25 protein-coding genes, 9 tRNA genes, 1 other RNA gene and 2 pseudogenes are annotated in these 26024 nt (G+C 42.2%); 15 read left to right on the top strand and 22 right to left on the bottom strand.

Annotation, left to right across the window (positions count from 1 at the left end; translation table 11 throughout):
* Positions 1 to 53: 53 nt before the first annotated feature.
* The 3 genes from glk to AACQ83_RS02500 form a co-directional block, all read right to left on the bottom strand.
* Positions 54 to 1019 (bottom strand): glucokinase, encoded by a 966-nt coding sequence (gene glk, locus AACQ83_RS02510; RefSeq protein ID WP_112876221.1) that lies wholly within the window; start codon positions 1017 to 1019, stop codon positions 54 to 56.
* A gap of 135 nt (positions 1020 to 1154) precedes the next feature.
* On the bottom strand, positions 1155 to 1508 hold the full coding sequence (locus tag AACQ83_RS02505) for a hypothetical protein (RefSeq protein WP_112876222.1): 354 nt from the start codon (positions 1506 to 1508) through the stop codon (positions 1155 to 1157).
* Positions 1505 to 1777, bottom strand: coding sequence for a hypothetical protein (locus AACQ83_RS02500; protein ID WP_240000679.1), 273 nt, complete (start codon positions 1775 to 1777; stop codon positions 1505 to 1507). Before AACQ83_RS02500 ends, AACQ83_RS02505 begins: the two co-directional genes overlap by 4 nt.
* A 186-nt stretch (positions 1778 to 1963) precedes the next feature.
* Between AACQ83_RS02500 and AACQ83_RS02495 the strand changes: the two are divergent.
* The 3 genes and pseudogenes from AACQ83_RS02495 to nadS form a co-directional block, all read left to right on the top strand.
* Positions 1964 to 2062 (top strand): annotated as a pseudogene (locus AACQ83_RS02495) (type II toxin-antitoxin system RelE/ParE family toxin); the annotation flags it as partial.
* Positions 2057 to 2355 (top strand): annotated as a pseudogene (locus tag AACQ83_RS24505) (type II toxin-antitoxin system RelE/ParE family toxin). The pseudogenes AACQ83_RS02495 and AACQ83_RS24505, both read left to right, overlap by 6 nt.
* Before the next feature lies 1 nt (position 2356).
* Positions 2357 to 2641: a NadS family protein gene (nadS, locus tag AACQ83_RS02485; RefSeq protein WP_112876224.1), complete on the top strand. Its 285-nt coding sequence runs from the start codon at positions 2357 to 2359 to the stop codon at positions 2639 to 2641.
* Between the two features lie 69 nt (positions 2642 to 2710).
* Here nadS and AACQ83_RS02480 read toward each other — a convergent pair.
* The 8 genes from AACQ83_RS02480 to AACQ83_RS02445 form a co-directional block, all read right to left on the bottom strand.
* Positions 2711 to 2835: non-coding RNA, RtT sRNA (locus tag AACQ83_RS02480), on the bottom strand.
* 50 nt (positions 2836 to 2885) lie between these two features.
* Positions 2886 to 3025, bottom strand: a tRNA-Lys gene (locus tag AACQ83_RS02475).
* Positions 3026 to 3064: 39 nt separating this feature from the next.
* A tRNA-Lys gene (locus AACQ83_RS02470) sits at positions 3065 to 3204 on the bottom strand.
* A gap of 39 nt (positions 3205 to 3243) precedes the next feature.
* A tRNA-Lys gene (locus tag AACQ83_RS02465) sits at positions 3244 to 3319 on the bottom strand.
* Positions 3320 to 3358: 39 nt separating this feature from the next.
* Positions 3359 to 3434 (bottom strand) — tRNA-Lys (locus AACQ83_RS02460).
* A 43-nt stretch (positions 3435 to 3477) separates the two neighbouring features.
* Positions 3478 to 3553: transfer RNA gene (locus AACQ83_RS02455), tRNA-Val, on the bottom strand.
* Positions 3554 to 3598: 45 nt separating this feature from the next.
* Positions 3599 to 3674: transfer RNA gene (locus tag AACQ83_RS02450), tRNA-Val, on the bottom strand.
* A gap of 30 nt (positions 3675 to 3704) precedes the next feature.
* A tRNA-Val gene (locus AACQ83_RS02445) sits at positions 3705 to 3780 on the bottom strand.
* Between the two features lie 270 nt (positions 3781 to 4050).
* Between AACQ83_RS02445 and gltX the strand changes: the two genes are divergently transcribed.
* The 3 genes from gltX to AACQ83_RS02430 all read left to right on the top strand — a co-directional run bounded on the left by gltX (position 4051) and on the right by AACQ83_RS02430 (position 5928).
* Positions 4051 to 5469 carry a glutamate--tRNA ligase gene (gene gltX / locus AACQ83_RS02440; RefSeq protein ID WP_112876225.1) on the top strand — a complete coding sequence of 473 codons (1419 nt, stop codon included), beginning with the start codon at positions 4051 to 4053 and terminating at the stop codon, positions 5467 to 5469.
* 250 nt (positions 5470 to 5719) lie between these two features.
* Positions 5720 to 5795, top strand: a tRNA-Ala gene (locus AACQ83_RS02435).
* Positions 5796 to 5852: 57 nt separating this feature from the next.
* Positions 5853 to 5928 (top strand) — tRNA-Ala (locus tag AACQ83_RS02430).
* A gap of 95 nt (positions 5929 to 6023) precedes the next feature.
* On the opposite strand, the gene AACQ83_RS02425 is transcribed toward AACQ83_RS02430, so the two are convergent.
* The 4 genes from AACQ83_RS02425 to zipA all read right to left on the bottom strand — a co-directional run bounded on the left by AACQ83_RS02425 (position 6024) and on the right by zipA (position 10736).
* Positions 6024 to 6239, bottom strand: a complete 216-nt coding sequence (locus AACQ83_RS02425) for a DUF3820 family protein (protein WP_011145708.1) — start codon at positions 6237 to 6239, stop codon at positions 6024 to 6026.
* An 83-nt stretch (positions 6240 to 6322) separates the two neighbouring features.
* Positions 6323 to 7507 (bottom strand): NupC/NupG family nucleoside CNT transporter, encoded by a 1185-nt coding sequence (locus AACQ83_RS02420; protein WP_112876226.1) that lies wholly within the window; start codon positions 7505 to 7507, stop codon positions 6323 to 6325.
* 235 nt (positions 7508 to 7742) lie between these two features.
* Positions 7743 to 9761: an NAD-dependent DNA ligase LigA gene (gene ligA / locus AACQ83_RS02415; protein WP_112876227.1), complete on the bottom strand. Its 2019-nt coding sequence runs from the start codon at positions 9759 to 9761 to the stop codon at positions 7743 to 7745.
* A 63-nt stretch (positions 9762 to 9824) separates the two neighbouring features.
* Positions 9825 to 10736, bottom strand: coding sequence for a cell division protein ZipA (gene zipA, locus AACQ83_RS02410; protein WP_112876228.1), 912 nt, complete (start codon positions 10734 to 10736; stop codon positions 9825 to 9827).
* A 220-nt stretch (positions 10737 to 10956) separates the two neighbouring features.
* Here zipA and cysZ point away from each other — a divergent pair, with 220 nt between their 5' ends.
* The 5 genes from cysZ to crr all read left to right on the top strand — a co-directional run bounded on the left by cysZ (position 10957) and on the right by crr (position 16057).
* On the top strand, positions 10957 to 11727 hold the full coding sequence (cysZ, locus tag AACQ83_RS02405; RefSeq protein WP_112876229.1) for a sulfate transporter CysZ: 771 nt from the start codon (positions 10957 to 10959) through the stop codon (positions 11725 to 11727).
* Positions 11728 to 11841: 114 nt separating this feature from the next.
* Positions 11842 to 12795 (top strand): cysteine synthase A, encoded by a 954-nt coding sequence (gene cysK, locus AACQ83_RS02400; protein ID WP_112876230.1) that lies wholly within the window; start codon positions 11842 to 11844, stop codon positions 12793 to 12795.
* A gap of 546 nt (positions 12796 to 13341) precedes the next feature.
* Complete coding sequence (gene ptsH / locus AACQ83_RS02395) at positions 13342 to 13599, top strand: phosphocarrier protein Hpr (RefSeq protein ID WP_021323875.1); 258 nt, start codon at positions 13342 to 13344, stop codon at positions 13597 to 13599.
* Positions 13600 to 13771: 172 nt separating this feature from the next.
* Positions 13772 to 15499 (top strand): phosphoenolpyruvate-protein phosphotransferase PtsI, encoded by a 1728-nt coding sequence (gene ptsI / locus AACQ83_RS02390; protein WP_112876231.1) that lies wholly within the window; start codon positions 13772 to 13774, stop codon positions 15497 to 15499.
* A gap of 48 nt (positions 15500 to 15547) precedes the next feature.
* The gene (crr, locus tag AACQ83_RS02385) at positions 15548 to 16057 is read left to right on the top strand and encodes a PTS glucose transporter subunit IIA (RefSeq protein WP_112876232.1); all 510 of its coding nucleotides are present in this window, start codon (positions 15548 to 15550) and stop codon (positions 16055 to 16057) included.
* Between the two features lie 295 nt (positions 16058 to 16352).
* On the opposite strand, the gene cysM is transcribed toward crr, so the two are convergent.
* The 6 genes from cysM to AACQ83_RS02355 all read right to left on the bottom strand — a co-directional run bounded on the left by cysM (position 16353) and on the right by AACQ83_RS02355 (position 22027).
* Positions 16353 to 17234, bottom strand: a complete 882-nt coding sequence (cysM, locus tag AACQ83_RS02380; RefSeq protein ID WP_112876257.1) for a cysteine synthase CysM — start codon at positions 17232 to 17234, stop codon at positions 16353 to 16355.
* A 138-nt stretch (positions 17235 to 17372) separates the two neighbouring features.
* Positions 17373 to 18461, bottom strand: coding sequence for a sulfate/thiosulfate ABC transporter ATP-binding protein CysA (gene cysA, locus AACQ83_RS02375; protein WP_112876233.1), 1089 nt, complete (start codon positions 18459 to 18461; stop codon positions 17373 to 17375).
* A gap of 14 nt (positions 18462 to 18475) precedes the next feature.
* The gene (cysW, locus tag AACQ83_RS02370; protein WP_112876234.1) at positions 18476 to 19321 is read right to left on the bottom strand and encodes a sulfate/thiosulfate ABC transporter permease CysW; all 846 of its coding nucleotides are present in this window, start codon (positions 19319 to 19321) and stop codon (positions 18476 to 18478) included.
* Complete coding sequence (cysT, locus tag AACQ83_RS02365; protein ID WP_112876235.1) at positions 19321 to 20154, bottom strand: sulfate/thiosulfate ABC transporter permease CysT; 834 nt, start codon at positions 20152 to 20154, stop codon at positions 19321 to 19323. The genes cysW and cysT overlap by 1 nt, the downstream gene beginning before the upstream one ends.
* Positions 20154 to 21176, bottom strand: a complete 1023-nt coding sequence (locus AACQ83_RS02360) for a sulfate ABC transporter substrate-binding protein (protein ID WP_112876236.1) — start codon at positions 21174 to 21176, stop codon at positions 20154 to 20156. Before AACQ83_RS02360 ends, cysT begins: the two co-directional genes overlap by 1 nt.
* A 242-nt stretch (positions 21177 to 21418) precedes the next feature.
* The gene (locus tag AACQ83_RS02355) at positions 21419 to 22027 is read right to left on the bottom strand and encodes an RpoE-regulated lipoprotein (RefSeq protein ID WP_112876237.1); all 609 of its coding nucleotides are present in this window, start codon (positions 22025 to 22027) and stop codon (positions 21419 to 21421) included.
* A gap of 173 nt (positions 22028 to 22200) precedes the next feature.
* On the opposite strand from AACQ83_RS02355, the gene AACQ83_RS02350 reads away from it, so the two are divergent.
* Positions 22201 to 22617: a YgiW/YdeI family stress tolerance OB fold protein gene (locus tag AACQ83_RS02350; RefSeq protein WP_192880968.1), complete on the top strand. Its 417-nt coding sequence runs from the start codon at positions 22201 to 22203 to the stop codon at positions 22615 to 22617.
* 45 nt (positions 22618 to 22662) lie between these two features.
* On the opposite strand, the gene AACQ83_RS02345 is transcribed toward AACQ83_RS02350, so the two are convergent.
* Positions 22663 to 23094: a GNAT family acetyltransferase gene (locus tag AACQ83_RS02345; protein ID WP_011145692.1), complete on the bottom strand. Its 432-nt coding sequence runs from the start codon at positions 23092 to 23094 to the stop codon at positions 22663 to 22665.
* A 137-nt stretch (positions 23095 to 23231) separates the two neighbouring features.
* Here AACQ83_RS02345 and hemF point away from each other — a divergent pair, with 137 nt between their 5' ends.
* From hemF to AACQ83_RS02330, 3 genes are all read left to right on the top strand, one after another.
* Positions 23232 to 24140 carry an oxygen-dependent coproporphyrinogen oxidase gene (gene hemF / locus AACQ83_RS02340; RefSeq protein ID WP_112876239.1) on the top strand — a complete coding sequence of 303 codons (909 nt, stop codon included), beginning with the start codon at positions 23232 to 23234 and terminating at the stop codon, positions 24138 to 24140.
* Positions 24141 to 24373: 233 nt separating this feature from the next.
* Positions 24374 to 25531, top strand: a complete 1158-nt coding sequence (gene prtS, locus AACQ83_RS02335) for a metalloprotease PrtS (protein WP_112876240.1) — start codon at positions 24374 to 24376, stop codon at positions 25529 to 25531.
* 159 nt (positions 25532 to 25690) lie between these two features.
* The gene (locus AACQ83_RS02330; protein WP_112876241.1) at positions 25691 to 26008 is read left to right on the top strand and encodes a protealysin inhibitor emfourin; all 318 of its coding nucleotides are present in this window, start codon (positions 25691 to 25693) and stop codon (positions 26006 to 26008) included.
* Positions 26009 to 26024 lie beyond the last annotated feature (16 nt).

Raw genomic sequence — 26024 nt, 5'->3', positions numbered from 1 at the left:
AATCAGATATATACTATCATTAATTTCGAAATGTATATATCTGACCTTATAATTTAATCAATAAGTAAAAGCTGTTGCCGTAAATAGGTACCTGAACCTAATAATCCTGGTTGTGGATGAGTAATCAAATAAACAGGAATCTGTTGTACTAACGGTTTAAAGCGCCCTTTATCTTCAAATCCATGAAGAAAGTTCGATTGCTTAAAGAAATCAAGAAACCGCGGCACTATACCGCCAGCGATATACACACCACCAAAAGCCCCCATATTTAACGCTAAATTCCCGCCAAATCGCCCCATAATTTCACAAAATAGTGTCAGCGCACGATGGCAATATTGGCAACTTTCATCCAATGCTCGTTGCGTCACGGTTTCTGGTTCTAAATCTTCCGGCTGACGATGATACAAAATGGCAATGGCCTGATAAAGGTTTACCAACCCACTACCGGACAAGATTCTTTCTACCGAAACATGTCCAAGTTTACGACGTAAAACAGCCAATATTGCATCTTGTTCTTCACTATTCGCTGCAAAATCTACATGACCACCTTCACCAGGTAAACTGACCCATTGCTTGCCTGCTTTGATCAAATGAGCTACACCAAGGCCAGTCCCTGCACCGTAAACCGCTATCGGTTTGTCTTTAACCGCTTCTCCTCCTCCTAATTGAACCTTGTGTTCTTCTGTTAACATTGGAATCGCCATAGATACAGCCGTGAAGTCATTAATCACATCTAATTTTTCTAGCCCAAATGTCTGTTTCAGCTCACTAATAGAAAATGCCCATTGGTGATTGGTCATTTCTACCCAATCACCATTTATCGGGCAAGCAATAGCAATACATGCATAAGTCACCACTGTTTTTTGCGCAGCCAAATAGTGACTGATAATAGATTCTAATCCGGTGTGTTGTTTTGCACTATACGTTTCGATCCACTCAATAGCCCCATTTTCCAAATTGCAAAGTGCTAATCTGGCATTGGTGCCGCCAATATCAGCAACAAGTCCGTAGAGATTCATTTTTATATCCTAATAATCAGCTAGTACAACAATTAGGTAAAGCTTATCCTATCTGGCATTATTGGTATAGATCGTTAAACCAACCTCACCAGTTGGTTTTTTACATTTATATACTATGCAGCTAAGACTATGTAGTTAAGCAGCTTTATGACGTTTATTGGATTTTCTTTTTTCACTTCTCATTGCTTTGCTGTGAGCTTCGGCGAGTACCCGTTTTTTCTCACTATTAGCAAAACGATTTAAAACTTGCCTGATCAATGGCTGGTAGCCTAAGCCATTAAGGTCAGCTATCATTTTCAAATCTTCAATCAGAGATCTATTTAATCTGATTGAAATGGGCTGTAACTCCAGCGCTTCGTTAATCAGATCTTCTGTTACATCATCAGATACTTTAACGTGAGCTTCACTACAACCAAGCTCACCGTTCTCCCATGCTTCATCAGTGGAAGCTATCAGGTTATTTGCTCGCTTATCAGTTTGTTTGCTCATTTCTCTGTTCCTAGGCCGTATTTTCGGTAAATTCTCAATTCATCTTCGTTAGGTGTATAAGCTGTCCTTATAGCAACCCCTTTTTCAGGGTAATAGATAAAGACTATCTTTAACTTAACACCATAATCTGTTTCAGATATAAACCATTTAGTAGGAGGATCAGTTCTGTTATCTTCCCTTGTATCCTCAAGAAAACGTCCAACCCGATTAGAAAAACACTGGAGTATATCCTCTTCATTAACCGGCGGGTTTTTGCCTGCTAATTTCAATCTGATGTTGATGATATCAAGAGCTTCATGTGCTTCGGCGTTTTTAACTCATGGTTAATTTGTATATACAGAATACCCCGCCAGACAGATCTAAACAACTCAAAATGACTCACAAAATATCAATGGATTTTGTATCACTAATAGATAAGATATATTATTTTAGCGTGAAATTTGTATATACACATAATGATGAAGCTTAAAGAACTGCAACGAGAGCTTATCGAATCACCAGACAAAGGTGATCTAATACGTGGTACTGGGGGGTTACGTAAAATCAGAATGGCTATATACCCGTCATCTTTCAAGTTGCCTCTTTGTTGGCTGCACTCACTCACCCCGGTCACATAGTTATCTATGCTCCCGGGGATTCGCTCCCTTGCCGTCGCGATCCATCTTGAAATCCATTGGGTATAGACTCACAAGGAAAAAGCGGTAGTGCCAGAGTTATTTATCTTCTAGCGACTGAAGATATTATTTATCTGGTGATGACTTATCCGAAAAGTAAAAAAGATAGCTTAACGGATGCCGAGAAAGCAGAACTGAAAAAACTAACAAAATTACTAAAAGATGAGGTGTAACATGAGTTTTTTTGACGAATTGAAAGCATCCCTCGAAGAAGCAGTTGAAATTAAACAAGGTAATAAAGCCGCAGCGCGTGTGACCCGATACGAAGTTGCCGACGTTAAAGCTATCCGTGCTCAACTTAACATTTCACAGGCAGAGATGGCGGAGGCTTTAAGCACTAGCCTTGATACAATTAAAAGCTGGGAGCAGAAGCGTCGAAATCCGACAAGACTAGCGGCAAAGGTGTTAGCTATCATCCAAGAAAACCCTAATTTCTATAAGGCTCTGGCGACTCATTGATTAGCCGGTGTGCCATAAAGTACTAAAGTTACTTACCACATCTTGGCTCTACCTGTTTCCAAGAGGCCATAGTTTGAGTGTTCGCATTGCTCGTGACTTTTTTGCTGCGGGCCAGCGCTCACGCGCTGTTGTCTCGCTTCGCTCGGCTCGAACCTGCGACCCATTGATTAAAAGTCAACTGCTCTACCGACTGAACTAACGACCCATCTGTATGATTAGATTATTCTGATTGCGTCTTTCGAGATGGTGGGTCGTGCAGGATGACTCGGCCTATGGCCTCGCCCTTCGGGCCAGCGCTCACGCGCTGTTGTCTCGCTTCGCTCGGCTCGAGCCTGCAACCAGTTGATTAAAAGTCAACTACTCTACCGACTGAGCTAACGACCCATCTGTATGATTAGATTATTCTGATTGTGTCTTTCGATATGGTGGGTCGTGCAGGATGACTCGGCCTATGGCCTCGCCCTTCGGGCCAGCGCTCACGCGCTGTTGTCTCGCTTCGCTCGGCTCGAGCCTGCAACCAGTTGATTAAAAGTCAACTACTCTACCGACTGAGCTAACGACTCATCTGTATGATTAGATTATTCTGATTGTGTCTTTCGATATGGTGGGTCGTGCAGGATTCGAACCTGCGACCAATTGATTAAAAGTCAACTGCTCTACCGACTGAGCTAACGACCCATCTGTATGATTAGATTACTCTAATTGTGCCTTTTGGAGTGGTGGGTCGTGCAGGATTCGAACCTGCGACCAATTGATTAAAAGTCAACTGCTCTACCGACTGAGCTAACGACCCACACCAAAGATATGTGATACCGCCTGAAACAATCTTAATGAAGTGGTGGGCGATACCAGATTCGAACTGATGACCCCCTCCTTGTAAGGGAGATGCTCTACCAACTGAGCTAATCGCCCACTTCATGATGACTATTACCGCTTCTATACCACTGAATTTATGATTGGTGGGCGATACCAGATTCGAACTGATGACCCCCTCCTTGTAAGGGAGATGCTCTACCAACTGAGCTAATCGCCCAATCATAAAATCATTTTTATCACAACGAGATGGTGGGCGATACCAGATTCGAACTGATGACCCCCTCCTTGTAAGGGAGATGCTCTACCAACTGAGCTAATCGCCCCGTCGTGATGGAGTCGCATTATAGGGATAGTTCAGAGTGAGTCAACGCTTTTTCTAGAGAAAAATATCGTTCGTCTCAAAATTAAACAAGGGTGAGATAATTATCATCACTATAGGGTACAGTTTAGACAAGTACACTGACTTTCCTCAACAACTTCCCGTTAACAGCATTGAGGAATTAAGGTGCAGTGATAAAATGACCCCCACTTTTATTACTTTAAATCACCAATAACGTTCATTGAAAAGTGAAACGTAATTAAGGCAATCCCCGATGAGTAAAATTAAAACCCGTTTCGCACCAAGCCCAACTGGCTATCTTCATGTTGGCGGTGCTCGTACCGCACTTTATTCCTGGTTATATAGCCGCCATAACAAAGGCGAATTTGTATTGCGTATCGAAGATACTGACCTTGAACGCTCAACTCAGGAAGCTATCAATGCCATTATGGACGGTATGAACTGGTTAAATCTGAATTGGGATGAAGGCCCTTATTATCAGACGAAACGTTTTGATCGTTATCATCAGGCAATTGATCAAATGCTAGAACAAGGGAGTGCCTATCGCTGCTATTGTTCTAAAGTGCGTCTGGAAGAATTGCGGGAAACTCAAATGGCAAATGGCGAGAAACCGCGTTATGACGGCCGTTGCCGTGATAATCTATGTCAACATAACCCAGATCAACCCCATGTCGTCCGTTTCCGCAATCCACAGGAAGGTTCTGTTGTTTTTAATGATCGTATCCGAGGCCCCATCGAGTTCAGTAATCAGGAACTTGATGATCTGATTATCCGTCGTACCGATGGCTCACCAACGTATAATTTCTGTGTTGTTATCGATGACTGGGATATGGAGATCACCCATGTCATCCGCGGTGAAGACCATATCAATAATACGCCTCGCCAAATCAATATCCTGAAAGCACTAGGCGCTCCCGTGCCAGAATATGCACACGTTTCGATGATTCTAGGTGATGACGGTAAAAAATTATCCAAACGTCACGGTGCAGTGAGCGTTATGCAATACCGTGATGATGGCTATCTGCCAGAAGCACTGCTGAATTATCTGGTTCGTTTGGGTTGGTCGCACGGCGATCAAGAAATTTTCAGCATTGAAGAAATGACTGAGCTGTTCAGCCTGGATGCCATCAATAAATCCGCCAGTGCATTCAATACCGAAAAATTGCAATGGTTGAACCATCACTATATTAATACCCTACCGCCAGAGAAAGTTGCCGTTCATCTAGCATGGCATATTGAGCAACAAGGTATTGATACCCGTCATGGTCCACAGTTGGTTGATCTAATTAAATTACTGGGTGAACGTTGTAAGACTCTGAAAGAGATGGCGGAATCCTGCCGCTATTTTTATGAAGATTTTGCTGAATTTGATGCCGATGCGGCGAAGAAACATTTGCGCCCAGTTGCCCGTCAGCCTCTTGAAGTTGTCCATGCAAAGCTGGCTTCAATTACTGATTGGACACCAGAAAATGTGCACCATGCCATTCAATCCACCGCTGATGAGCTAGAAGTCGGTATGGGTAAAGTCGGTATGCCATTGCGGGTTGCAGCTACCAGTGCAGGTCAATCCCCAGGTGTGGATGTCACTATTCACGCTATCGGGCAAACCCGTACTCTATCCCGTATCAATCAAGCGCTGGAATTCATTGCCCAACGTGAAACTCAATCCTAATTAATGCACCCAAGGCATCACTTATCACATGTGATGCCTTTTTATTTTCAGAAAATCTCATTTAATTGCTACCTTTTTACCACTTTCCCAAGCACCTTCTATTTTACTTCAACCCATTGCTCAGTCTCTATTTTGCTAATTGATTATAAAGTTGATGGCTTTTTCAACGCTTGTTGTGAGAATGATAAGTTAGCCGTTGACAGTATTTGCAAGGTTTCATATTATGCGCCCCGTTCCATTAATTTTGATTGGGGCTATAGCTCAGCTGGGAGAGCGCTTGCATGGCATGCAAGAGGTCAGCGGTTCGATCCCGCTTAGCTCCACCAAATCCTTTATATTGTAATAAGGTATTTGGCACTAAAATTAGGAAATACCACGCTCGTGGGGCTATAGCTCAGCTGGGAGAGCGCTTGCATGGCATGCAAGAGGTCAGCGGTTCGATCCCGCTTAGCTCCACCAAAATTATCAGGCCCTGAAAGCTATGCCTTCAGGGCCTTTTGGTTATTACCATGTCTAACCGCCATTATCGATTAAAAAACAAACGCCAACCTTAGCTAACCTTTTTTCAATGGCTTCACCAACGAATCTAGTCCCTCTAGTTTTATTGCTAAAGTCATCTCCATCAGCGCACCCAATTTACCTTGTGGAAATTCACCCTTACGAGCAAACCACAATAAATACTCTTCCGGTAAGTCAATGAGCATACGCCCTTTGTATTTACCGAACGGCATTGCAGTATTAGCAATTTCTATCAGGTTCTCTTTTTCCATAATTTGTACGTCTATAAGGAGAAATAGGTGAAAGGGAAATTGCATCATCCATGATGCAACATTCCATGATAAAACGTTATCTTTTACAGTACCAAACCTGCAATAGCCGCAGACAAGAAACTGACAAGCGTTGAACCAAACAGTAGTTTCAAACCAAAGCGGGAAACGACATTACCCTGTTTCTCATTCAAGCCTTTAATCGCACCTGCCACAATCCCAATGGAAGAGAAGTTAGCAAAAGAAACCAAGAATACCGACAAAATACCCTGTGAACGAGGAGAAAGTTCTGTCGCAATGGATTGTAAGCTGTGCATTGCCACAAATTCGTTAGCAACTAATTTGGTTGCCATGACACTACCAACCTTCAATGCTTCATCTGTGGGGATCCCTACCACCCAAGCAAATGGATAAAACACGTAACCGAGCATTTCCTGGAAGCTCTTTTCAAACACCATGCTGAACAACGCATTAACAGCCGCAATCAGGGCAATGAAACCAATCAACATAGCTGCGACAATGAGGGCCACCTTGAAACCCGCCAAAATATATTCACCTAGCATTTCGAAAAAACTTTGGCCTTCGTGAAGATTGCTCATCTGAATATCTTCTTCACTGTCAACAGCATACGGATTAATCAGTGATAGGATGATAAAGGTACTAAACATATTAAGCACCAATGCCGCTACAACATATTTAGGCGCTAAAATTGTCATGTAAGCCCCAACGATCGACATAGAAACCGTTGACATTGCTGTCGCAGCCATCGTGTACATGCGACGCTCAGACATTTTTCCCAATACATCTTTATAAGCAATGAAGTTTTCAGACTGCCCAAGTATCAGAGAGCTGACTGCGTTAAATGATTCCAGTTTCCCCATGCCGTTGACTTTAGACAGCAGGGTACCAATAACCCGGATGATGATTGGCAATAGTTTGATATGCTGCAAAATACCAATCAACGCGGAAATAAAGATAATCGGACACAATACATTCAGAAAGAAGAATGCCAGTTTTGCATCCATCATGCCGCCAAAAATGAATTCAGTCCCTTCACCCGCATATTTCAGTAAATGCTCAAACAAACCAGCAAATCCCATGACAAATTCCTGACCAATACCAGAATTCAGGAAAAACCAAGCCAAGATAAGTTCAATAACAAGCAATTGAATAACATAGCGAGGCCGAATACTTTTACGGTCACTACTCGCCAAAATAGCAAGGCCGCCAATGACAATTAAAGCTAAAAAGAAATGCAAGATTTGAGACATATCTACTCCAAACACGATAGAAAGCGAGTTTTTATAAATGCATTCTATGTAATAAAAGGTGAGTAAATGAGGATAAGTATCACATTAAACTGAAATAATTCTTACTGTAAATCTTTACTTAATGTGTCTGATCACATTTTTAGCTGAATCGTACAAAGCCAGATTTTAAAACACCTTAATCGCGCATAGCTGATTATTGAGCAAAACTCTCAATAATCAGTATGTAAATAAAAAGTTATTCACCCAATAAACGAATCATTTCTTCTTCATCAATAACCGGAATATTCAACTCATTAGCTTTAGCTAACTTTGAACCGGCAGCTTCACCCGCAATCACCAAATCTGTTTTTTTAGAAACGCTGCCCGTCACTTTTGCCCCAAGAGCAGCAAGCTTAGCTTTGGCTTCATCCCTGGATAACTGATGCAATGAACCTGTCAACACAACTGTTTTGCCCGAAAATGGGCTGTCAATCTTCTCAGCTTTCGTTACGACAACCGGTTCCCAATTGATACCGATATTATCAATCAGATCGTCAATGACTGTTTGGTTATGAGGTTCAATGAAGAAGTTAACGACATGTTTCGCCACCACTTCGCCAACATCCTGAACCTCTTTCAATGCTTCCTCATCAGCGGAACGTAATTTATCCAGCTCGCCAAAGTGAGCTGCCAAATTAGCGGCTGTCGCTTCCCCAACTTCACGGATACCCAATGCATAAAGGAAACGGGCAAAGGTGGTTCTTTTTGCTTTTTCCAACGCATCTACTACATTCTGGGCAGATTTCGGCCCCATACGATCAAGCCCAGTCAACTTGCCCGCCGTCAGCCTGAAAAGATCTGCCGGGGTTTTGACATACTCTTTATCCACTAGCTGATCGATAATCTTTTCTCCCATGCCGTCAACATCCATCGCCCGACGGGAAACAAAATGTCTAAGCGCTTCTTTACGCTGAGCACCACACACCAATCCCCCCGTACAACGCGCGACAGCTTCCCCTTCAATCCTTTCAATATCTGCCCCACATACCGGGCAATGTTCAGGGAAAACAACTTCATTACTGTCCTGTGGCCTTCTCTCTTCCAAAACACCGACAACTTGTGGAATCACATCACCAGCACGGCGGATAATAACCGTATCGCCAATCCGCAAACCTAAACGTTCAATCTCATCCGCATTGTGCAATGTTGCATTACTGACAATTACACCAGAGACCTGCACTGGCTCCAGACGTGCTACCGGTGTGATTGCGCCAGTACGACCAACCTGAAACTCAACATCACGAACAATCGTCATTTGCTCCTGTGCAGGAAATTTGAATGCCGTGGCCCAACGTGGCGCACGGGCAACAAAGCCTAATGTTTCCTGTAATTCCAGCGAATTGATTTTGACAACAACACCATCGATATCAAACCCCAATGCGGAACGCTGGTTTACAATATCATGATAAAAATCAATAACCTGTTGACTATCAGTACAAACTTTAACTTTATCGCTGACCGGCAATCCCCATTTCTTAAACTGTATCAATCGCTCGTAGTGACTGGCTGGTAACTCGCCCCCCTCCAATATACCAACACCATAACAGAAGAAAGCCAATGGACGTTTGGCCGTAATACGAGGATCGAGCTGACGTAGAGAGCCAGCCGCCGCATTACGTGGGTTAGCAAATACTTTTGCACCCGTGCGGCGAGCTTCCTCATTCAGTTTCTCAAACCCTTTTTGCGGCATGAAAACTTCACCGCGAATTTCAATACGAGTTGGAATATTTTCGCCGAATAGACGCAGTGGAATTGCGCCGATAGTCCGTATATTTGATGTAATATTTTCCCCTGTTGTACCATCACCACGGGTTGCAGCCCGTACCAACTCACCATTTTCATACAACAGGCTGACAGCCAAACCATCCAGTTTCAGCTCACAGCACACTTCTAAATCCTGAGTTTCTTTCAGGCGGTCACGTACCCGCTTATCAAACGCCAGATAACTCTCTTCATCAAATACGTTATCCAGTGACAACATAGGAATTTCATGGCGGACTTGTTCAAAAGCCGTCAGAGGAGCAGCTCCAATCCGCTGCGTTGGTGAATCCGATGTAATCAACTCAGGGTATTGTTCTTCAAGATCCTCCAATTCCTGCATTAACCGATCATATTCTGCATCAGGGATCTCTGGTGCATCCATGACGTGATACAGATATTCATGATGACGCAGTGTTGTTCTGAGCTTTTCTATTTGTTGAGCAGTTGATTTCATGATTTATAACCAGCGATAAAAAGCCCCCGACTGGCGCGGGGGCTTGAACATTCGATAAATTGATTATACCTGAACACCAAGTGTGCTGCGAATACGTGCCTTATACAATTCGATTTTTTGCGGTGTCAGCATTTTTCGCTCATCGTCAAGCACCACACCCCCAACATCAGAAGCAATACGCTGGGCCGCCTGCAACATCAGTTTAAAATTCTGATTAGATTCTCCGTAAGAAGGGACCACCATAAATATGGAAACCCCTGGAGTCGTAAAATCAACCATTGTTTCAGGATTAAATGAACCCGGTTTCACCATATTTGCCAGACTAAACAGGACCGGGCCACTACCTGATGGGTTCACGTGACGATGAAAAATCTGCATTTTCCCAAACTGGAAGCCAGATTGTAGAATACTTTGCAGCAAGGATTCACCATTCAATTCCTGACCGTGGTGTGCTGCTACGTGAAGAACCAAAACAATTTCTTTCACTTTAGTCTGAGCTTCTTTTTCGCCAGCCGCTTCCTGAGATTTTCCTTCAATCACAGATCCGTTTCTTTCAGACTCATTCTGCCCTTCAAATTCAAACAGACCGAGCTGGGGTTCCTGCTCTTCTACGACGGCTTTTCTCGCTGTCGTTTCAGGCTGACGGCTCGCCAGCAATGGATCATCGCTTTCTTCAGGCGTTGCAGCATCAATTTCAGTCAACTTTTGCTGACGGCGTTCGATAGCTGACTCAGCGTTATACTCCTGATGAGATTTCACCTGCTTATGGGCATAAGGCTTTTGCTGATTGTCGAACGCTTCATCGTCACTGTCATCGACGAAACTATTCTGACGATCATGTTTATGACGTTTAACTGGGCGATTACGAAAAAGCGAAGAACGCTCTTTACGGCTGGTCCACAACCCATGTAACAGCAAAGCTATTATTGCTATCGCACCAACAATGATTAATATCAGACGCAAATCCTGCATCATTGCTATCTCTGTTGTTTAATTAAGTATGCCACCACGGCGGAATATTTTCTGTATTAACTGTATTTGTCAAATAACACAAGTGCAAGCTTATACACACTTTTCTTATCAGAAAAATGCCTAATAAGCCTCTTTTGCATTTTTTTTATACAGAACAATACTAGTCAGTCGAAAATCCTGCCTATATGATAGCGTTTCAATCACACAAGAGAGAATAGGAAGTATGCTGAATTTGACAAAATCGCCAAAAAATTTGAGCGGCTTTCAGTATTTGATGCAAGGTTGCAAATTAATTACCCGTTCAGGCATTAAAAGATTTGTTCTATTGCCTTTGTTGGCAAATATTTTGTTTCTCGGCGGTTCATTTTGGTGGTTCTATCAGAAACTGGAGAACTGGATCCATTGGATAGTGAGCAAAATACCGGATTGGATGCAGTGGCTCAGTTATATTTTATGGCCGCTGGCCGTGCTCTCTGTTTTGCTGATTTTTACTTACTTTTTCAGCACCATAGCGAATTTTATCGCAGCGCCATTCAATGGTTTGCTGGCAGAAAAACTGGAAGCGGATTTAACAGGAACCCCCGCACCGGATACCGGCGTTATAGCACTTTTCAAAGATGTTCCACGTATCCTGAAACGGGAATTAGCCAAGCTGTGCTACTATATTCCACGCTCTATGGTCTTATTGCTACTCTATTTTATTCCTGTTATCGGACAGACTGTTGCACCTGTGCTTTGGTTTATTTTCAGTGCCTGGATGCTATCAATTCAGTATTGTGATTACCCCTTTGATAACCACAAAGTCAGTTTTCCAACAATGCGTAGGGTCCTTCGCCAAAACAAAATAATTAATCTGCAATTTGGCGCAACAGTGAGTATTTTAACCATGATACCCATTGTCAATTTGGTGATTATGCCTATTGCCGTATGTGCAGCGACAGCAATGTGGGTTGATCGCTATCGAGATCAACACGCTCCTCGTATTATGCCGTGATATTCATTTAAGTTATTCTTTTAGACAATAAAAATATATTTAAGTTATATTTCCATTAACCGGTTGTTGGCGTATTGTTGACCGGATATCACTAAAGGGAGTTGAAAGACGAGTATGAGTAAAATTTACGAAGATAATTCTTTGACTATTGGTCGTACCCCGTTAATTCGCCTAAAACACTTTGGCAATGGGCGTATTCTGGTAAAAGTAGAATCCCGTAACCCAAGTTTTAGTGTAAAATGTCGCATTGGTTCCAATATGATTTGGGATGCTGAAAAACGCGGTATCCTACAACCAGGGAAAGAGTTGGTAGAACCTACCAGCGGTAATACCGGGATCGCCCTTGCTTATGTTGCCGCCGCTCGGGGCTACAAATTAACGCTGACCATGCCAGAAACCATGAGTATTGAACGCCGCAAGCTATTGAAAGCATTAGGCGCGCAACTGGTGCTGACGGAAGGCGCTAAAGGTATGAAAGGTGCCATTGAGAAAGCCAATGAAATCAAAGACAGCGATCCCGACCGCTATATTATCCTGCAACAATTTAGCAATCCGGCAAACCCAGAAATCCATGAAAAAACCACAGGCCCGGAAATCTGGGAAGACACAGACGGTGAAGTGGATGTATTTGTTACCGGTGTAGGGACTGGCGGTACATTAACAGGTGTCACCCGTTACCTGAAAAACACCAAAGGTAAAAATATCACCTCGGTTGCCGTAGAACCTGAAGAATCACCCGTCATCAGCCAGACTCTGGCCGGTGAAGAAGTGAAACCGGGTCCCCATAAGATTCAAGGTATTGGTGCAGGTTTCATTCCAGATAACCTTGATTTGACACTGGTTGATCGCGTTTTCAAAATCAGCAGTGAGGAAGCGATCAAAACCGCACGTGAAATCATGGTGAAAGAAGGCATTCTGGTAGGTATTTCCTCGGGTGCTACCGTTGCAGCAGCAGTGAAGCTTTCTCAGGAACCAGAATATAAAGACAAAAATATCGTCGTTATTCTGGCTTCATCAGGTGAACGCTATTTAAGCAGTGTACTGTTTACTGACTTGTCTGATGAATAAAAGTTTTTAAGTAACTTACTTAGATTTATTGATAAAAAAGCACCTAAATGGTGCTTTTTCTGTGTGGTAGATCAAATTTTTACACTTTGCTAGATGATTTCTTACAATGGGTCTAGTATTTAACCAATAATAATTATTTCGATGCTCGAAATTAATTAACAGGAGTAGTAGTTTCAGTTAAGTAGTTCCGCGATCTATCTTTACTTCAAACTATCAATTAGAAGCATCGGAAAGAACAATTTTTTTGATAATGAATAAAAATTTTTATTACATTATCAACCTGAGAGTCTATCTCAGTAGACGTAGTTAGTGCTGTTCATTCTTACCCGTAAAAGTGAATACAGCACAATGACCCGGAACTTACGAGTCGTACTAAAGAACGTTCAAGAGCTATTATTGCTTTTACCCGAACATTACTCAGTTCGTTCTTTAAGTAAATAAAATCGTCTTAAATGGGATAGGCAGTGAATAAACACTCAAGTTAAAATTTGTCCATTACAAGTTCTTAACTTACATAGCAAAAATCTAAGTTATTGAGGAAACGTTATGTTCCAGCAAGAAGTCACTATTACTGCGCCAAATGGCCTACACACCCGTCCCGCTGCACAGTTTGTTAAAGAAGCCAAAAGTTTCTCCTCCGACATTACACTGACTTCCGGTGGTAAAACTGCCAGTGCTAAAAGCCTGTTTAAGTTACAAACTTTGGGACTCACTCAAGGCACTGTAGTGACCATTTCTGCTGAAGGTGAAGATGAGCAAAAAGCAATCGAGCATCTGGTTAAGTTGATGGCAGAACTGGAATAACTTTCCATTAAACCGCAAAGCCAGCCAAGATATAAACAGGTATTCACTTAGCCGTTCCTCATCCCCGGATAAACTTTTATCTGGGGATATCAGTTTAAATGCATGTCCTAAAACAGCAAACCATCTGCGGGCTGGCTCTTTAAAGAATAATTATTAGTAGTTAGGTAACATCATGATTTCAGGCATATTAGTATCACCAGGCATTGCTTTCGGTAAGGCACTATTACTGAAAGAAGACACAATCATTATCAATCAGAAAAAAATCAGCCAAGAGCAAGTCGAACAAGAAATTTTCCATTTCAAGCAAGGTCGTGAAAAAGCCTCATCTCAGCTAGAAATCATCAAGAATATAGCAGCAAAAAACCTCGGAGAAGAAAAAGCTGAAATCTTCGAAGGGCATATCATGCTATTGGAAGATGAAGAACTTGAGCAAGAAATTATTACGTTAATCAAAAACGATTTCAAAACTGCGGATGCTGCGGTCTACTCCGTTATTGAAACCCAAGCCCAAGCCCTTGAAGAATTAGATGATGAATACCTGAAAGAACGTGCCACAGACGTACGTGATATCGGTAAACGCTTGCTGAAAAACATTCTGGGTATGCCCATTGTTGATCTTGGCTCAATTTCAGAGGAAGTCATTCTGGTTGCCAACGACCTGACTCCATCTGAAACCGCACAACTCAATCTGGAAAAAGTACTCGGTTTTATTACCGATTTAGGTGGTCGAACTTCTCACACGTCAATCATGGCCCGCTCTCTTGAACTGCCCGCGATCGTGGGTACCACCCAGGCGACGGCGACAATCCAGAATGGTGATTACCTAATCCTGGACGCAGTAAATAACCATATTTACATCAACCCGTCTGACGCAGAAATTGAACAGCTTAAAAAGACCAAAAACGAATATCTGTCAGAAAAAGCTGAACTTGCAAAGTTGAAAGATCTCCCGGCAATGACTCTTGATGGTCATCAGGTTGAAGTCTGTGCCAATATCGGTACCGTCCGTGATGTGATCGGCGCTGAACGCAATGGTGCCGAAGGTGTCGGTTTATACCGTACAGAATTTCTGTTTATGGATCGTGATGCACTGCCAACAGAAGAAGAACAGTTCCAAGCTTATAAAGCCGTTGCCGAGGCAATAGGCAGCCAGGCGGTTATTATACGTACGATGGATATCGGTGGTGATAAGAATCTGCCCTATATGAATCTACCGAAAGAAGAGAACCCATTCCTTGGTTGGCGTGCAATTCGTATTTGCCTTGATCGAAAAGAGATCTTACATTCTCAGTTACGTGCTATCTTACGTGCATCTGCTTTCGGTAAATTACGTATTATGTTCCCAATGATTATTTCTGTAGAAGAAGTACAGGAACTGAAAGTAGAACTTGAATTGCTGAAAGGCCAGCTTCGCGAAGAAGGTAAAAAATTCGATGAAGCAATCGAAGTGGGTGTGATGATAGAAACACCAGCTTCAGCAGTTATTGCTCATCACCTGGCAAAAGAAGTTGACTTTTTCAGTATTGGGACAAACGATCTAACTCAGTATACTCTTGCTGTAGACCGCGGTAACGAGTTGATTTCTCATCTTTATAACCCGATGCTACCAGCAGTATTGAGCCTGATTAAGCAAACCATCGATGCTTCACACGCTGAAGGTAAATGGACGGGGATGTGTGGCGAGCTTGCAGGTGATGAACGTGCTACCTTGTTGCTATTAGGCATGGGGCTAGATGAGTTTAGTATGAGTGCGATTTCTATTCCCCGCATCAAGAAAATCATTCGTAATACTCGTTACGAAGATGCAAAAGCGCTAGCTGAGCAAGCCCTTTCTCAGTCTACCGCTAAGGGGTTGATAGAATTGGTTGATACCTTCATCAAAGAAAAAACACTTTGCTAACAATATCGGTTAAAACGCGGTCCAGTATAAACAATTAGGAGAAGATTCATGGGTCTGTTTGATAAACTGAAATCTCTAGTTTCAGATGATAAAAAAAACAGCGGCACTATTGAAATTATCGCGCCTTTATCTGGTGAGATTGTCAATATTGAAGATGTTCCAGATGTTGTCTTCGCCGAGAAAATTGTCGGCGATGGTATCGCTATAAAACCCGCCGGCAACAAGATAGTTGCACCAGTTGATGGAACAATCGGTAAAATATTTGAAACCAACCATGCATTTTCTATCGAATCGGACAGCGGTATTGAGCTATTTGTCCATTTTGGTATTGATACGGTTGAGCTTAAAGGCGAAGGCTTTAAACGTATTGCTGAAGAAGGTCAGCGTGTACAAAAAGGTGATTTAGTTTTGGAATTCGATCTTAAATTCCTTGAAGAGAGAGCAAAATCGACCCTAACACCTGTTGTTATTTCCAACATGGATGAGATTAAAGAGTTATTCAAGTTGAGTGGTTCTGTCACTGTTGGTGAAACACCCATTATGCGTATTAAAAAGTAGCAACACTTTAACTGTTACAATACCATTTTCATATTAAAAAACGGCCGACAATCGCGGCTGTTTTTTTATCCCTTATTTTCAATTTACATCGTTTTCTATTTAGGAATTGGCTAGTGTGAGCAGAGCTTACCCACCTCTTTTGCTCTACTCACGATGAATGTATACCCAATGGATTTCAAGATGCATCGCGACGGCAAGGGAGCGAATCCCCGGGAGCATAGATAACTATGTGACCGGGGTGAGTGAGCGCAGCCAACAAAGAGGCAACTTGAAAGATGACGGGTATATAACCAGATTAATTAAATACCCCGGTAGAAAGGTATCTGTCACCACGGTCGCAGATAATGGCAACAATGACAGAACCTGGATTTTGTACCGCAACACTTAATGCTCCGGCAACAGCACCGCCGGAACTAACCCCACAGAAAATCCCTTCTTTCTGAGCTAACAAACGCATGGTATCTTCAGCTTCTTTCTGAGTGATATCCAACACTTGATCAACTAACTCCTTGCGAAAAATGCCAGGCAAATAAGCCGGCGACCAACGGCGAATACCTGGAATATGGCTATCCGCCGCTGGTTGTAAGCCAATAATCTGTACACTATTAGACTGGCTTTTTAAATAGCGGCTAACACCGGTAATAGTTCCTGTCGTTCCCATACTGGAAACAAAATGTGTAATACGCCCTTGCGTCTGCTGCCAAATTTCCGGCCCTGTCGTCGTAAAATGCGCTAAAGGATTATCCGGGTTATTGAATTGATCAAGTACTTTACCTTCACCATTACGCTCCATTTGCTGAGCTAAATCACGTGCGCCTTCCATGCCCATTGCGCTACTCACCAAAATCAGTTCTGCACCATAAGCTCGCATAGAAGCTTGACGCTCAAGGCTCATATTATCAGGCATCAGTAATTTAAGGTGATAACCTTTTACTGCGGCAATCATTGCTAACGCAATACCCGTATTTCCGCTAGTGGCTTCAATTAATACGTCACCGGGAGAAATCTCACCCCGCAATTCAGCTTGCTGAATCATTGATAGCGCTGTTCTGTCTTTTATCGAGCCTGCCGGATTATTACCTTCAAGTTTCACCCATATTTCTACACCTAGCCTATCGGTCATTCGTTGTAATTTTACTAGTGGGGTGTTCCCTATAAAATGTTCCAAACTTGCCACAGCTATTACCCAAATTTTATTTAATAGAAATGCGAAATAACCATATTCAGACATATATCGCAAGACCCTAAATAAAAAATGCCCATCCCTGGCGGTAAGGCGATGAGCAAAATGGTACCAACCAAATCTCAATAATTATCAGGCAGTTTGGGCTAAACTCAGTGTTTGCAATTGTTTATCACCCGCATATAAACGCGCCTCAGTGCCACCAATAAAATAACAGTTTCCTCTTGTGGGTACTGAAGTTTCATCAAACCAAATAATAGCAACCGATTCATGATGCCAGCCTAGGGGCTGAACCGAAAGCTGCCAGAAATGCCCTCTAGGACTGACCTCAGTCACCTGTACTGGCAATGGACTAGAAAGTGTCGGTTGCGAGTTCATCATGATATCCCACGGACGCAAGAATACATCAACATTCCCCTGATGGATTGGCGTCACATTGAGAGGCAAGTGCTGCCCGCCAATCAACAGCTGAGAGCCTTTAATTTCCCCACTAAAATGATTGACCTCACCCAAGAATTCCATCACAAAACGGCTTGCCGGATAACGCCATACATCTTGGGGCGTACCTACCTGTTCAATATTCCCTTGCCTCATAACAACAACCCGGTCAGCCACTTCCATCGCCTCTTCCTGATCGTGAGTGACAAAGACACTGGTAAATTTAAGTTCTTCATGGAGCTGACGTAGCCAACGGCGTAATTCCATTCTTACCTGAGCATCCAATGCACCAAATGGCTCATCGAGTAATAGAATTTGTGGTTCAACAGCCAATGCTCTTGCCAACGCTACCCGCTGTCTCTGCCCACCAGAAAGTTGTGATGGATAGCGTTCAGCAAAATGCGTCAATTGCACCATCTCCAACAACTCCATAACCTTACGGCGGATAGCCGCCATATTCGGACGCTTACGTCGTGGTAGGACTGTCAATCCAAAAGCAACATTATCAAACACGGTCATATGCCGAAACAGTGCATAATGCTGAAATACAAATCCAACTTGCCGATCTTTAGCATGCATACGGCTAACATCTTGCCCGTGGAAACTCAGCTTCCCCGCAGTTTGCTGTTCCAGACCAGCAATAATCCTCAACAAGGTTGTTTTACCGGAGCCTGACGGACCAAGCAAAGCAACCATTTCTCCAGAAAAAACATTCAGAGTGATATCGCTCAGAACCTGAGTCCGACCAAAATATTTACTGATATTGTTAATTTCAATACTCATATTCTGCTCCTACCTTAACCATGTTGGCGACTTAACCGCCACTGCAAAGCACTTTTAACAATCAAAGTGATAATTGCCATCAATGCCAACAATGCCGCCGCAGTAAATGCCCCTACGGTGTTGTAATCTTGATGCAGTAATTCAACCTGCAACGGCAATGTGTAAGTTTCACCACGAATAGCACCGGATACTACTGAGACAGCACCAAATTCACCAATCGCCCGGGCATTAGTCAAAACCACACCATATAACAACGCCCAACGGATATTAGGTAACGTCACCCGCCAAAACATTTTCCAACCAGACGCCCCCAATAAAATTGCAGCTTCATCCTCCTGGCTCCCCTGACTAAGCATCATCGGCACCAGCTCTCGAACAACGAAAGGACAAGTCACAAATATCGTTACTAAGGCCATTCCCGGCCAGGAAAACATCAATTGGATATCACAGGGTTCCAACAAACTTCCAGCCCAACCATTCGAACCATAAAACAATAGGTAGATCAAACCAGCTACAACCGGCGAAACAGCAAACGGAATGTCGATCAATGTCAATAAACATTGCCGCCCTGGAAACTGAAAGCGCGTTACCAGCCAAGCGATCATGACGCCAAAAATTAGGTTTACCGGAACGGTAATTAACGCGATCAGTATCGTTAACCAGATGGCATGCAACATATCAGGATCTAAAAGATTCTCAGTGACTATCTCAACGCCTTTAGAAAAGGCAGTCATAAATATCCAGACAATGGGGATCACTAACAGTAAGATTGAAAACAATACGCTTGTTATGATCAACGTCCATTTCGCCCAATTTACAGGTGGTCGTTGCGCTACATAAGATTCAGATAATTCAACCATTAATGCCCTCCAATCCGCCGACCAAAGCGGCTTTGCAGAGTATTAATGCTAAAGAGTAATATCAGGGATATTGCCAATATAACTGATGCGATGGCACTGGCTGCGGGGTAATCAAACTCCTGTAAGCGGATGAAAATCATCAGCGATACCACTTCTGTTTGCCATGCAATGTTACCGGCAATAAAGATCACTGCACCAAACTCCCCCAAGCTGCGGGTAAAAGAGAGTGCGGTGCCCGCAATTAAAGCCGGGGATAATTCTGGCAATACAACCCGCCAGAAAGTTTGCCAACGATTAGCGCCTAATGTTTGAGCTGCTTCTTCATATTCTGGCCCTAACTCTTCAAGTACCGGCTGAATCGTTCGCACTACAAATGGCAGACTTGTAAACACCATCGCTACCGCAATACCCAACCAAGTATTCACTACTTTCACATCAAAGTGCCCAAGCAAAGAACCATACCAACCACTCACAGAGAATAGCGTTGCCAATGTCAATCCCGCTACCGCAGTAGGTAACGCAAAAGGGAGATCCATCAAACCATCCAACAAGCTACGGCCAAGGAAACGATAGCGGGTTAAAACCCATGCCATCAACATACCAAACACCGCATTAAACAAGCTGGCAACCGCTGCTGCTAGCAATGTCACTTTATAAGCTGCTACAACTTGGGGATTAGCAATCACCTGCCAATACTGTTCCCAGGTCATACTGGAAAGCTGCACAACTAATGCACTCAAGGGTAACAATAAAATCAAGCAGGTATAGAACAAACTACTGCCTAAGCTCAACCCAAAACCAGGCAATACTCGCTTACTGGATCTCGAAAACATTACTTATGCCCCTCGGCCAGCAATTGATCCAGCATACCGCCAGTATTAAAGTGAGTTTTCATCACTTGTGACCAACCACCAAATTGATCTTCCAATCGAAACAGCTTAGTTTCCGGAAAACGGGCTCTCTGTTGAGCCATCACGTTTTTATTACTGACACGATAATTAAAGCGAGTAATGATCTGCTGTGCCTGTGGGCTATAAAGATAATTCAGATAAGCTTTAGCCGCTTTCTCTGTACCATTTTTCGCAATATGCTGATCAATCCAAGCCACAGGGAATTCTGCCAGAATACCTACCGGTGGAACGATTACTTCATACTTATCACCATCATACTGCTTGCGAATGTTGTTTACTTCAGATTCGAAACTGATCAGTACATCACCCAAACCACGTTCAATAAATGAAGTTGTTGCCCCGCGACCACCAGTATCAAACACAGCGACATTTTTCAGGAAATGTTTCATCCATTCGCGAGTTTTACCTTGATCTCCACCATTTTGCTGTTGAATAGCTCCCCAGGCGGCCAAATAAGCATAACGACCATTACCGGAGGTTTTAGGGTTTGGGAAGACTAATTTGACATCCTGACGCACTAAATCATCCCAATTACGAATATTTTTGGGGTTACCTTTACGCACAAGAAACGCCATCGTGGAATAGTAAGGTGAACTGCTATTTGGCAAGCGGTTCTGCCAATCAGCCGAGAGCAGATTGCCACGATCATGCAAAATTTGTACATCCGTTACCTGATTGTAAGTCACCACATCAGCCCGCAATCCTTGAAGAATTGCCAGTGCTTGTTTGGAGGAACCGGCGTGGGATTGTTTGATTATCAACTTATCTTGTGGATACTGCTCATTCCACTGTTTTTCAAATTCAGGATTCAGCGCAGAAAATAGCTCACGCGCAACATCATAAGAGCTGTTTAATAGCTCTACAGCAGAGGCGTGACTGCTGCCTAATAAAGTTACTACTACCAGTCCGTTTAGTATTGTATTTTTTACTGAATACTTTTTCATTTCTCACCTTATCCGTTATTTCATCAAATAACGCGCCAGTGACTAATGTATCCAGTTTATTTATAACAGGGTAGATAACTATCACCGTTTAATATACCAAATTGCACTTAGAAAGTATGAAACGCAATAAGCTGACAGGAAGAATTAAGTTCTTAAATGAAAAATGCGGGCCTATTACGGCTCCGCAAGAGGAACATCAAATTCATCAAACCGACTCAGTTTATGTTTTTAATCAGAAATTCTCATCGCTTCCAAATAATACGTTCCACTTTCCAGTTTTTCAGCACATCATCAGAAGGAATCAATCCTTCAGGGCCATTCCAATGACCTGTAAACAGATAACTGACATGTTTGCTCTGTGGGGATACGCAGACAATAGCGCTCTTCTCTAACTCACTCACCGTATTTCGGCAAACATCAAATGCCTTGCTATAAAGTGCCGAAAATGGCATGCCGACCTTTGTTCCCCAGACGGTTTCAATATCTTCATCTAGCACTTCAATGCGACTGACCTTTTCATCGGCCTGACCAAATAACGCTATCTTCAATTGATCACCATCCATTGCTTGAAATACTGTCACCAATTGACCATGCTTTGTTTCCATGCCACTGCGTAAGTGGTACTTTCTATCCAACCCCTTCTCTATTGCATCTTTATTCATTGCAGTCAGACCATTTATTTCTCCCACCCCCTGATCTGAGATTTTTAAAGAGCTGCCAAACCAGCTAAAAGGAGACAAATGCGACCATGAAAAACCCGATGAACCTGTACAACCGGCCAATAACAATGCACCACTTATTGTGACAATACGTAACCCTGACAACATGTTAGTTAAAGTATACTTCTGCATAACTGGTTCCCTTATGACTCAATACAGAGATAGGCACTGAGACATCACATCTGATTGTTAGTTTCAGAGAATGTTTAAATTAATCACCTTAAATGAATATTTTATTGATAAAATACCACTTAGCGGTATCATTATCCCCCCTAAAAATCATCACTATCAGTAAGGTCAATATGATGAAAAAAACACTTATAACCACCGCTTTGATTGCTTTGTTCAGTATGCCATCACTGGCTCAAACCTCACAGACGCAATTTGGTGGTTTTTCTGGTCCTGATTCAGCACAGCCCCCCGTCCAAGCAGCACCACAAGGTGGTTTTGTCGATCAAAATGCAAGAGTTTCCACCACCCAACAAGTTAAAAATATGAGAGATGACAGTTGGGTCGTGCTGGAAGGACATATTGAATCCCGTATCCACAGCGATCACTTCATATTCCGCGATAATGCAGGAATTGTTGAAGTCGAAGTTGATCATAAATACTGGAATGGCCAAACGATAACGCCTCAAGATAGAGTCCGTCTTGAAGGTGAAGTCGATAAAGAATGGAATGGTATGACTGTTGATGTGAAAAAAGTCACCAAATTGAACTAATGCCTTATGGCTGAGTGGTATTCTTTCACTCAGCCATATCTGAACTCAATATTCCTGATCAACAATCAAACGTTTACTGAAAATAACACTCTCTTGATGACGATCTTCATATTCCAGTTTTTCACACATATAGATAGTGGCATCATTATCTTCAGGAACAATAAGAACTATTTTTGGGCAACCACGGGCAATCAATTTCTTCTCCAATCGGGCAATTAATGCATTAGCAATTCCCCTACCGCGAAATTCAGGATGAACTCCCAAATAATAAGCTGAGCCACGATGACCATCATAACCCCCCATAATCGTCCCAACCACTTCACCAACCACTTCCGCGACTAAAAACAGGTCAGGATCATGCGTCAATTTACGCTCGATATCCACTTCAGGATCAACACCAGGATTAAGTAAATCGCAGCGTTCCCATAAGGTGATCACTTCTTCAAAATCATCTTGTCGAAATACCCGAATTTCCATCCCTAACCAACCTGTTTTTATTGAAATAACTATTTTCTCATTATCTCCGCTTTAACACCGGAATCAATACGAAAATGCGTTCTCTTCCACTAATAGCTATAATATAACGCTCACCACACCATAATGGGAAAAGAACCATGAATACACCAAACATTAATCAGATTAAATCTTTTTTCCTTTCATTACAGGATGAAATTTGCCAACAACTGGAACAAATAGATGGCAAAGAGAAATTTACTGAGCAGTGCTGGCAACGAGAAGAAGGTGGCGGAGGCCGTAGTCGAATTATGAAAGAAGGCACGATATTCGAACAAGCAGGCGCTAATTTTTCTCATGTATCAGGAGATATGCTTCCTTTATCAGCAACAGCTCACCGTCCTGAATTGGTCGGTCGCCGTTATCAGGCAATAGGCGTCTCTCTAGTTATTCATCCTTTAAACCCCTATATACCAACCAGCCATGCTAATGTTCGGTTCTTTATTGCAGAAAAAGAAGGTGAAGCGCCAGTGTGGTGGTTCGGTGGGGGTTTTGATTTAACACCTTATTATGGTTTTAAGGAAGATGCTATTCATTGGCACACCACCGCCAGAAATATATGTCGACCCTATGGAGAAGATGTTTACCCAAAATATAAAGAATGGTGTGATAATTATTTCTATATTAAACATCGTAACGAAGCCCGTGGAATTGGTGGCTTATTCTATGACGATTTAAATACACCTGACTTCAAACATTGTTTTAATTTTACTCAAGATATAGGTAAAGGTTTCCTTTCTGCCTATCTACCTATTGTGGAAAAAAGGAAGGAAATATTATGGGGTGAACGTGAACGGCAATTTCAATTATATCGCCGTGGTCGCTATGTAGAATTTAACCTCGTTTGGGACAGAGGAACCTTATTTGGATTACAAAGTGGGGGACGAACAGAATCTATCTTAATGTCCATGCCACCATTAGTACGCTGGGAACATGATTATCACCCTGAACCAGAATCTACAGAAGCCGCTTTATATACCGACTTTCTACCAGCAAAAAACTGGATATGATTTTCCATCATGTTAGGAATATTATAAAAAACTATTCCTAACTATTTATATTTTTATTACAGCCAATGCAAAAATCCCTCACACAAAAAAACTTAACATATTGTTAACAACCCCTTAACATAAAAGAAGCAGGTTGGACCTGATGACTATCTGCTGGAAACGTGTTTAATATGAATCCGTACCTAAAGAGTACCTCTAATTAATAACTAAAAATTTATTCCAGGAGATATTTTATGCAAATACAAAACAATAACTACAGAGGCGTAATACCGCCGTACATTCTTCAAAATATTTATAATAATGACAATGAAAAGAAGAAAGTATTAATGACATTAAATCACACTCAGAGTTTAATGTTGGACAATGTTATTAAAGAATCTTCCGATGATTCCGATGATTCCGATGATGATAAAGTTACTAAGACAACTATACATCGTTCTATTCACGATGCAGAAAATAAACGCAAGTTGCCAGGAAAATTAGTACGAGATGAAGGAGAACCAGATAACGGAGATAAATCAGTTGATAACGCATATAAATATTTAGAAGCAACTTACAATTTCTATAAAGAAGTATTTAATCGCAACTCATTAGATGATAAAGGAATGAAATTGATTGCCACCGTGCATTATGGCGAAGAATATATGAATGCATTCTGGGGCAACGGACAAATGGTATTTGGCGACGGAGATGGCAAAACCTTCAATGATTTCACGACATCTATTGATGTGATCGGCCATGAATTATCTCATGGCGTTATTGAGAAAACAGCGGATCTGGTCTATTTCTTTCAGTCTGGTGCATTAAATGAATCAATAGCGGATGTTTTTGGCTCATTAGTAAAACAACATTATCTGAAACAAAAAGCTGACGAAGCAGATTGGGTTATAGGCAGTGGGTTACTGGGCAAAGATATTAAAGGTGTAGGGATTCGTTCAATGAAAAACCCCGGCAGCGCATATGATGATGAAACTCTCGGTAAAGATCCGCAGCCTGGTCATATGGATGATTATAAAGATCTGCCGATTTATAGAGACAATGGTGGAGTGCATATTAATTCAGGTATTCCTAATAAAGCCTTCTATAATCTGGCGACAAAATTAGGTGGATATTCCTGGGAGAAAGCAGGAAAAATATGGTACAACACATTGTTGGATAAAGATCTTGCACGTGATGCTAACTTCGTATCCTTCGCTAAATTAACAATTAAACACGCTCGTGAGTTATTTGATGAGGATGTTGAAAAAGCGACAATTGATAGCTGGAAAGAAGTGGGCGTTAAAGTGAAAGAAGATAAAGATGATAAGGGCGGTGACAAAGACGATAAAGGCGGCGATAAGGGTGATAAAGGCGGCGATAAGGACAAAACTAAAGATAAAACTGAAGATTAATCTATAAACATATCGCTGGTTTAACGCCAGCGATATTTTATTATTTGTAATACCTGACTTATAAAAAATATATCCAACAGAAGATGCCAAAATTGTTAACGACGAATTTCACGCTATACTAAAGAGACCTAAAAAATAACCGTAAAAATTTGGTATATCATGAATAATAAAACTCTCAAACTCACAACTGATAGTAAAATCACAATTTCTCTACAAGGAGGATTTGCCACCGCACCTAGCCTTAACCAAGATAAGACAGTGAATTTAAAATCATTGTCTCCGCACCAACAGCACTTATTTCTTCAAGCCATAGAACAAGACTTTTCTGATTCTATGCCACCATCACCATATCCTGATCAACAGTATTATCTGCTCAGTATCATCAATGGAAATGAAGAACACCACTTCACCCTTCCTGAGTCAGATGCACCGGAAATCATTACCCAGATCTGGGACACCGACAAAAAGGGTGGTTAATCACCCCCCTTTTCCT

The sequence above is a fragment of the Photorhabdus sp. S10-54 genome, from assembly GCF_963878145.1.
Classification (GTDB): domain Bacteria; phylum Pseudomonadota; class Gammaproteobacteria; order Enterobacterales; family Enterobacteriaceae; genus Photorhabdus; species Photorhabdus kayaii.
This window is presented reverse-complemented; position numbering and strand designations above follow the sequence as displayed.

Excerpts from the sequence above, each read along its gene's own strand:
- hemF (WP_112876239.1), top strand. The coding sequence starts at position 23,232 with ATGAATACACCAAACATTAATCAGATTAAATCTTTTTTCCTTTCATTA.
- gltX (WP_112876225.1), top strand. The coding sequence starts at position 4,051 with ATGAGTAAAATTAAAACCCGTTTCGCACCAAGCCCAACTGGCTATCTT.
- cysK (WP_112876230.1), top strand. The coding sequence starts at position 11,842 with ATGAGTAAAATTTACGAAGATAATTCTTTGACTATTGGTCGTACCCCG.
- zipA (WP_112876228.1), bottom strand. The coding sequence starts at position 10,736 with ATGATGCAGGATTTGCGTCTGATATTAATCATTGTTGGTGCGATAGCA.
- cysT (WP_112876235.1), bottom strand. The coding sequence starts at position 20,154 with ATGTTTTCGAGATCCAGTAAGCGAGTATTGCCTGGTTTTGGGTTGAGC.
- AACQ83_RS02350 (WP_192880968.1), top strand. The coding sequence starts at position 22,201 with ATGAAAAAAACACTTATAACCACCGCTTTGATTGCTTTGTTCAGTATG.
- AACQ83_RS02425 (WP_011145708.1), bottom strand. The coding sequence starts at position 6,239 with ATGGAAAAAGAGAACCTGATAGAAATTGCTAATACTGCAATGCCGTTC.
- AACQ83_RS02360 (WP_112876236.1), bottom strand. The coding sequence starts at position 21,176 with ATGAAAAAGTATTCAGTAAAAAATACAATACTAAACGGACTGGTAGTA.
- prtS (WP_112876240.1), top strand. The coding sequence starts at position 24,374 with ATGCAAATACAAAACAATAACTACAGAGGCGTAATACCGCCGTACATT.
- AACQ83_RS02345 (WP_011145692.1), bottom strand. The coding sequence starts at position 23,094 with ATGGAAATTCGGGTATTTCGACAAGATGATTTTGAAGAAGTGATCACC.
- cysZ (WP_112876229.1), top strand. The coding sequence starts at position 10,957 with ATGCTGAATTTGACAAAATCGCCAAAAAATTTGAGCGGCTTTCAGTAT.
- cysW (WP_112876234.1), bottom strand. The coding sequence starts at position 19,321 with ATGGTTGAATTATCTGAATCTTATGTAGCGCAACGACCACCTGTAAAT.
- AACQ83_RS02505 (WP_112876222.1), bottom strand. The coding sequence starts at position 1,508 with ATGAGCAAACAAACTGATAAGCGAGCAAATAACCTGATAGCTTCCACT.
- cysA (WP_112876233.1), bottom strand. The coding sequence starts at position 18,461 with ATGAGTATTGAAATTAACAATATCAGTAAATATTTTGGTCGGACTCAG.
- crr (WP_112876232.1), top strand. The coding sequence starts at position 15,548 with ATGGGTCTGTTTGATAAACTGAAATCTCTAGTTTCAGATGATAAAAAA.
- ligA (WP_112876227.1), bottom strand. The coding sequence starts at position 9,761 with ATGAAATCAACTGCTCAACAAATAGAAAAGCTCAGAACAACACTGCGT.
- ptsH (WP_021323875.1), top strand. The coding sequence starts at position 13,342 with ATGTTCCAGCAAGAAGTCACTATTACTGCGCCAAATGGCCTACACACC.
- ptsI (WP_112876231.1), top strand. The coding sequence starts at position 13,772 with ATGATTTCAGGCATATTAGTATCACCAGGCATTGCTTTCGGTAAGGCA.
- AACQ83_RS02330 (WP_112876241.1), top strand. The coding sequence starts at position 25,691 with ATGAATAATAAAACTCTCAAACTCACAACTGATAGTAAAATCACAATT.
- AACQ83_RS02420 (WP_112876226.1), bottom strand. The coding sequence starts at position 7,507 with ATGTCTCAAATCTTGCATTTCTTTTTAGCTTTAATTGTCATTGGCGGC.
- glk (WP_112876221.1), bottom strand. The coding sequence starts at position 1,019 with ATGAATCTCTACGGACTTGTTGCTGATATTGGCGGCACCAATGCCAGA.
- nadS (WP_112876224.1), top strand. The coding sequence starts at position 2,357 with ATGAGTTTTTTTGACGAATTGAAAGCATCCCTCGAAGAAGCAGTTGAA.
- AACQ83_RS02355 (WP_112876237.1), bottom strand. The coding sequence starts at position 22,027 with ATGCAGAAGTATACTTTAACTAACATGTTGTCAGGGTTACGTATTGTC.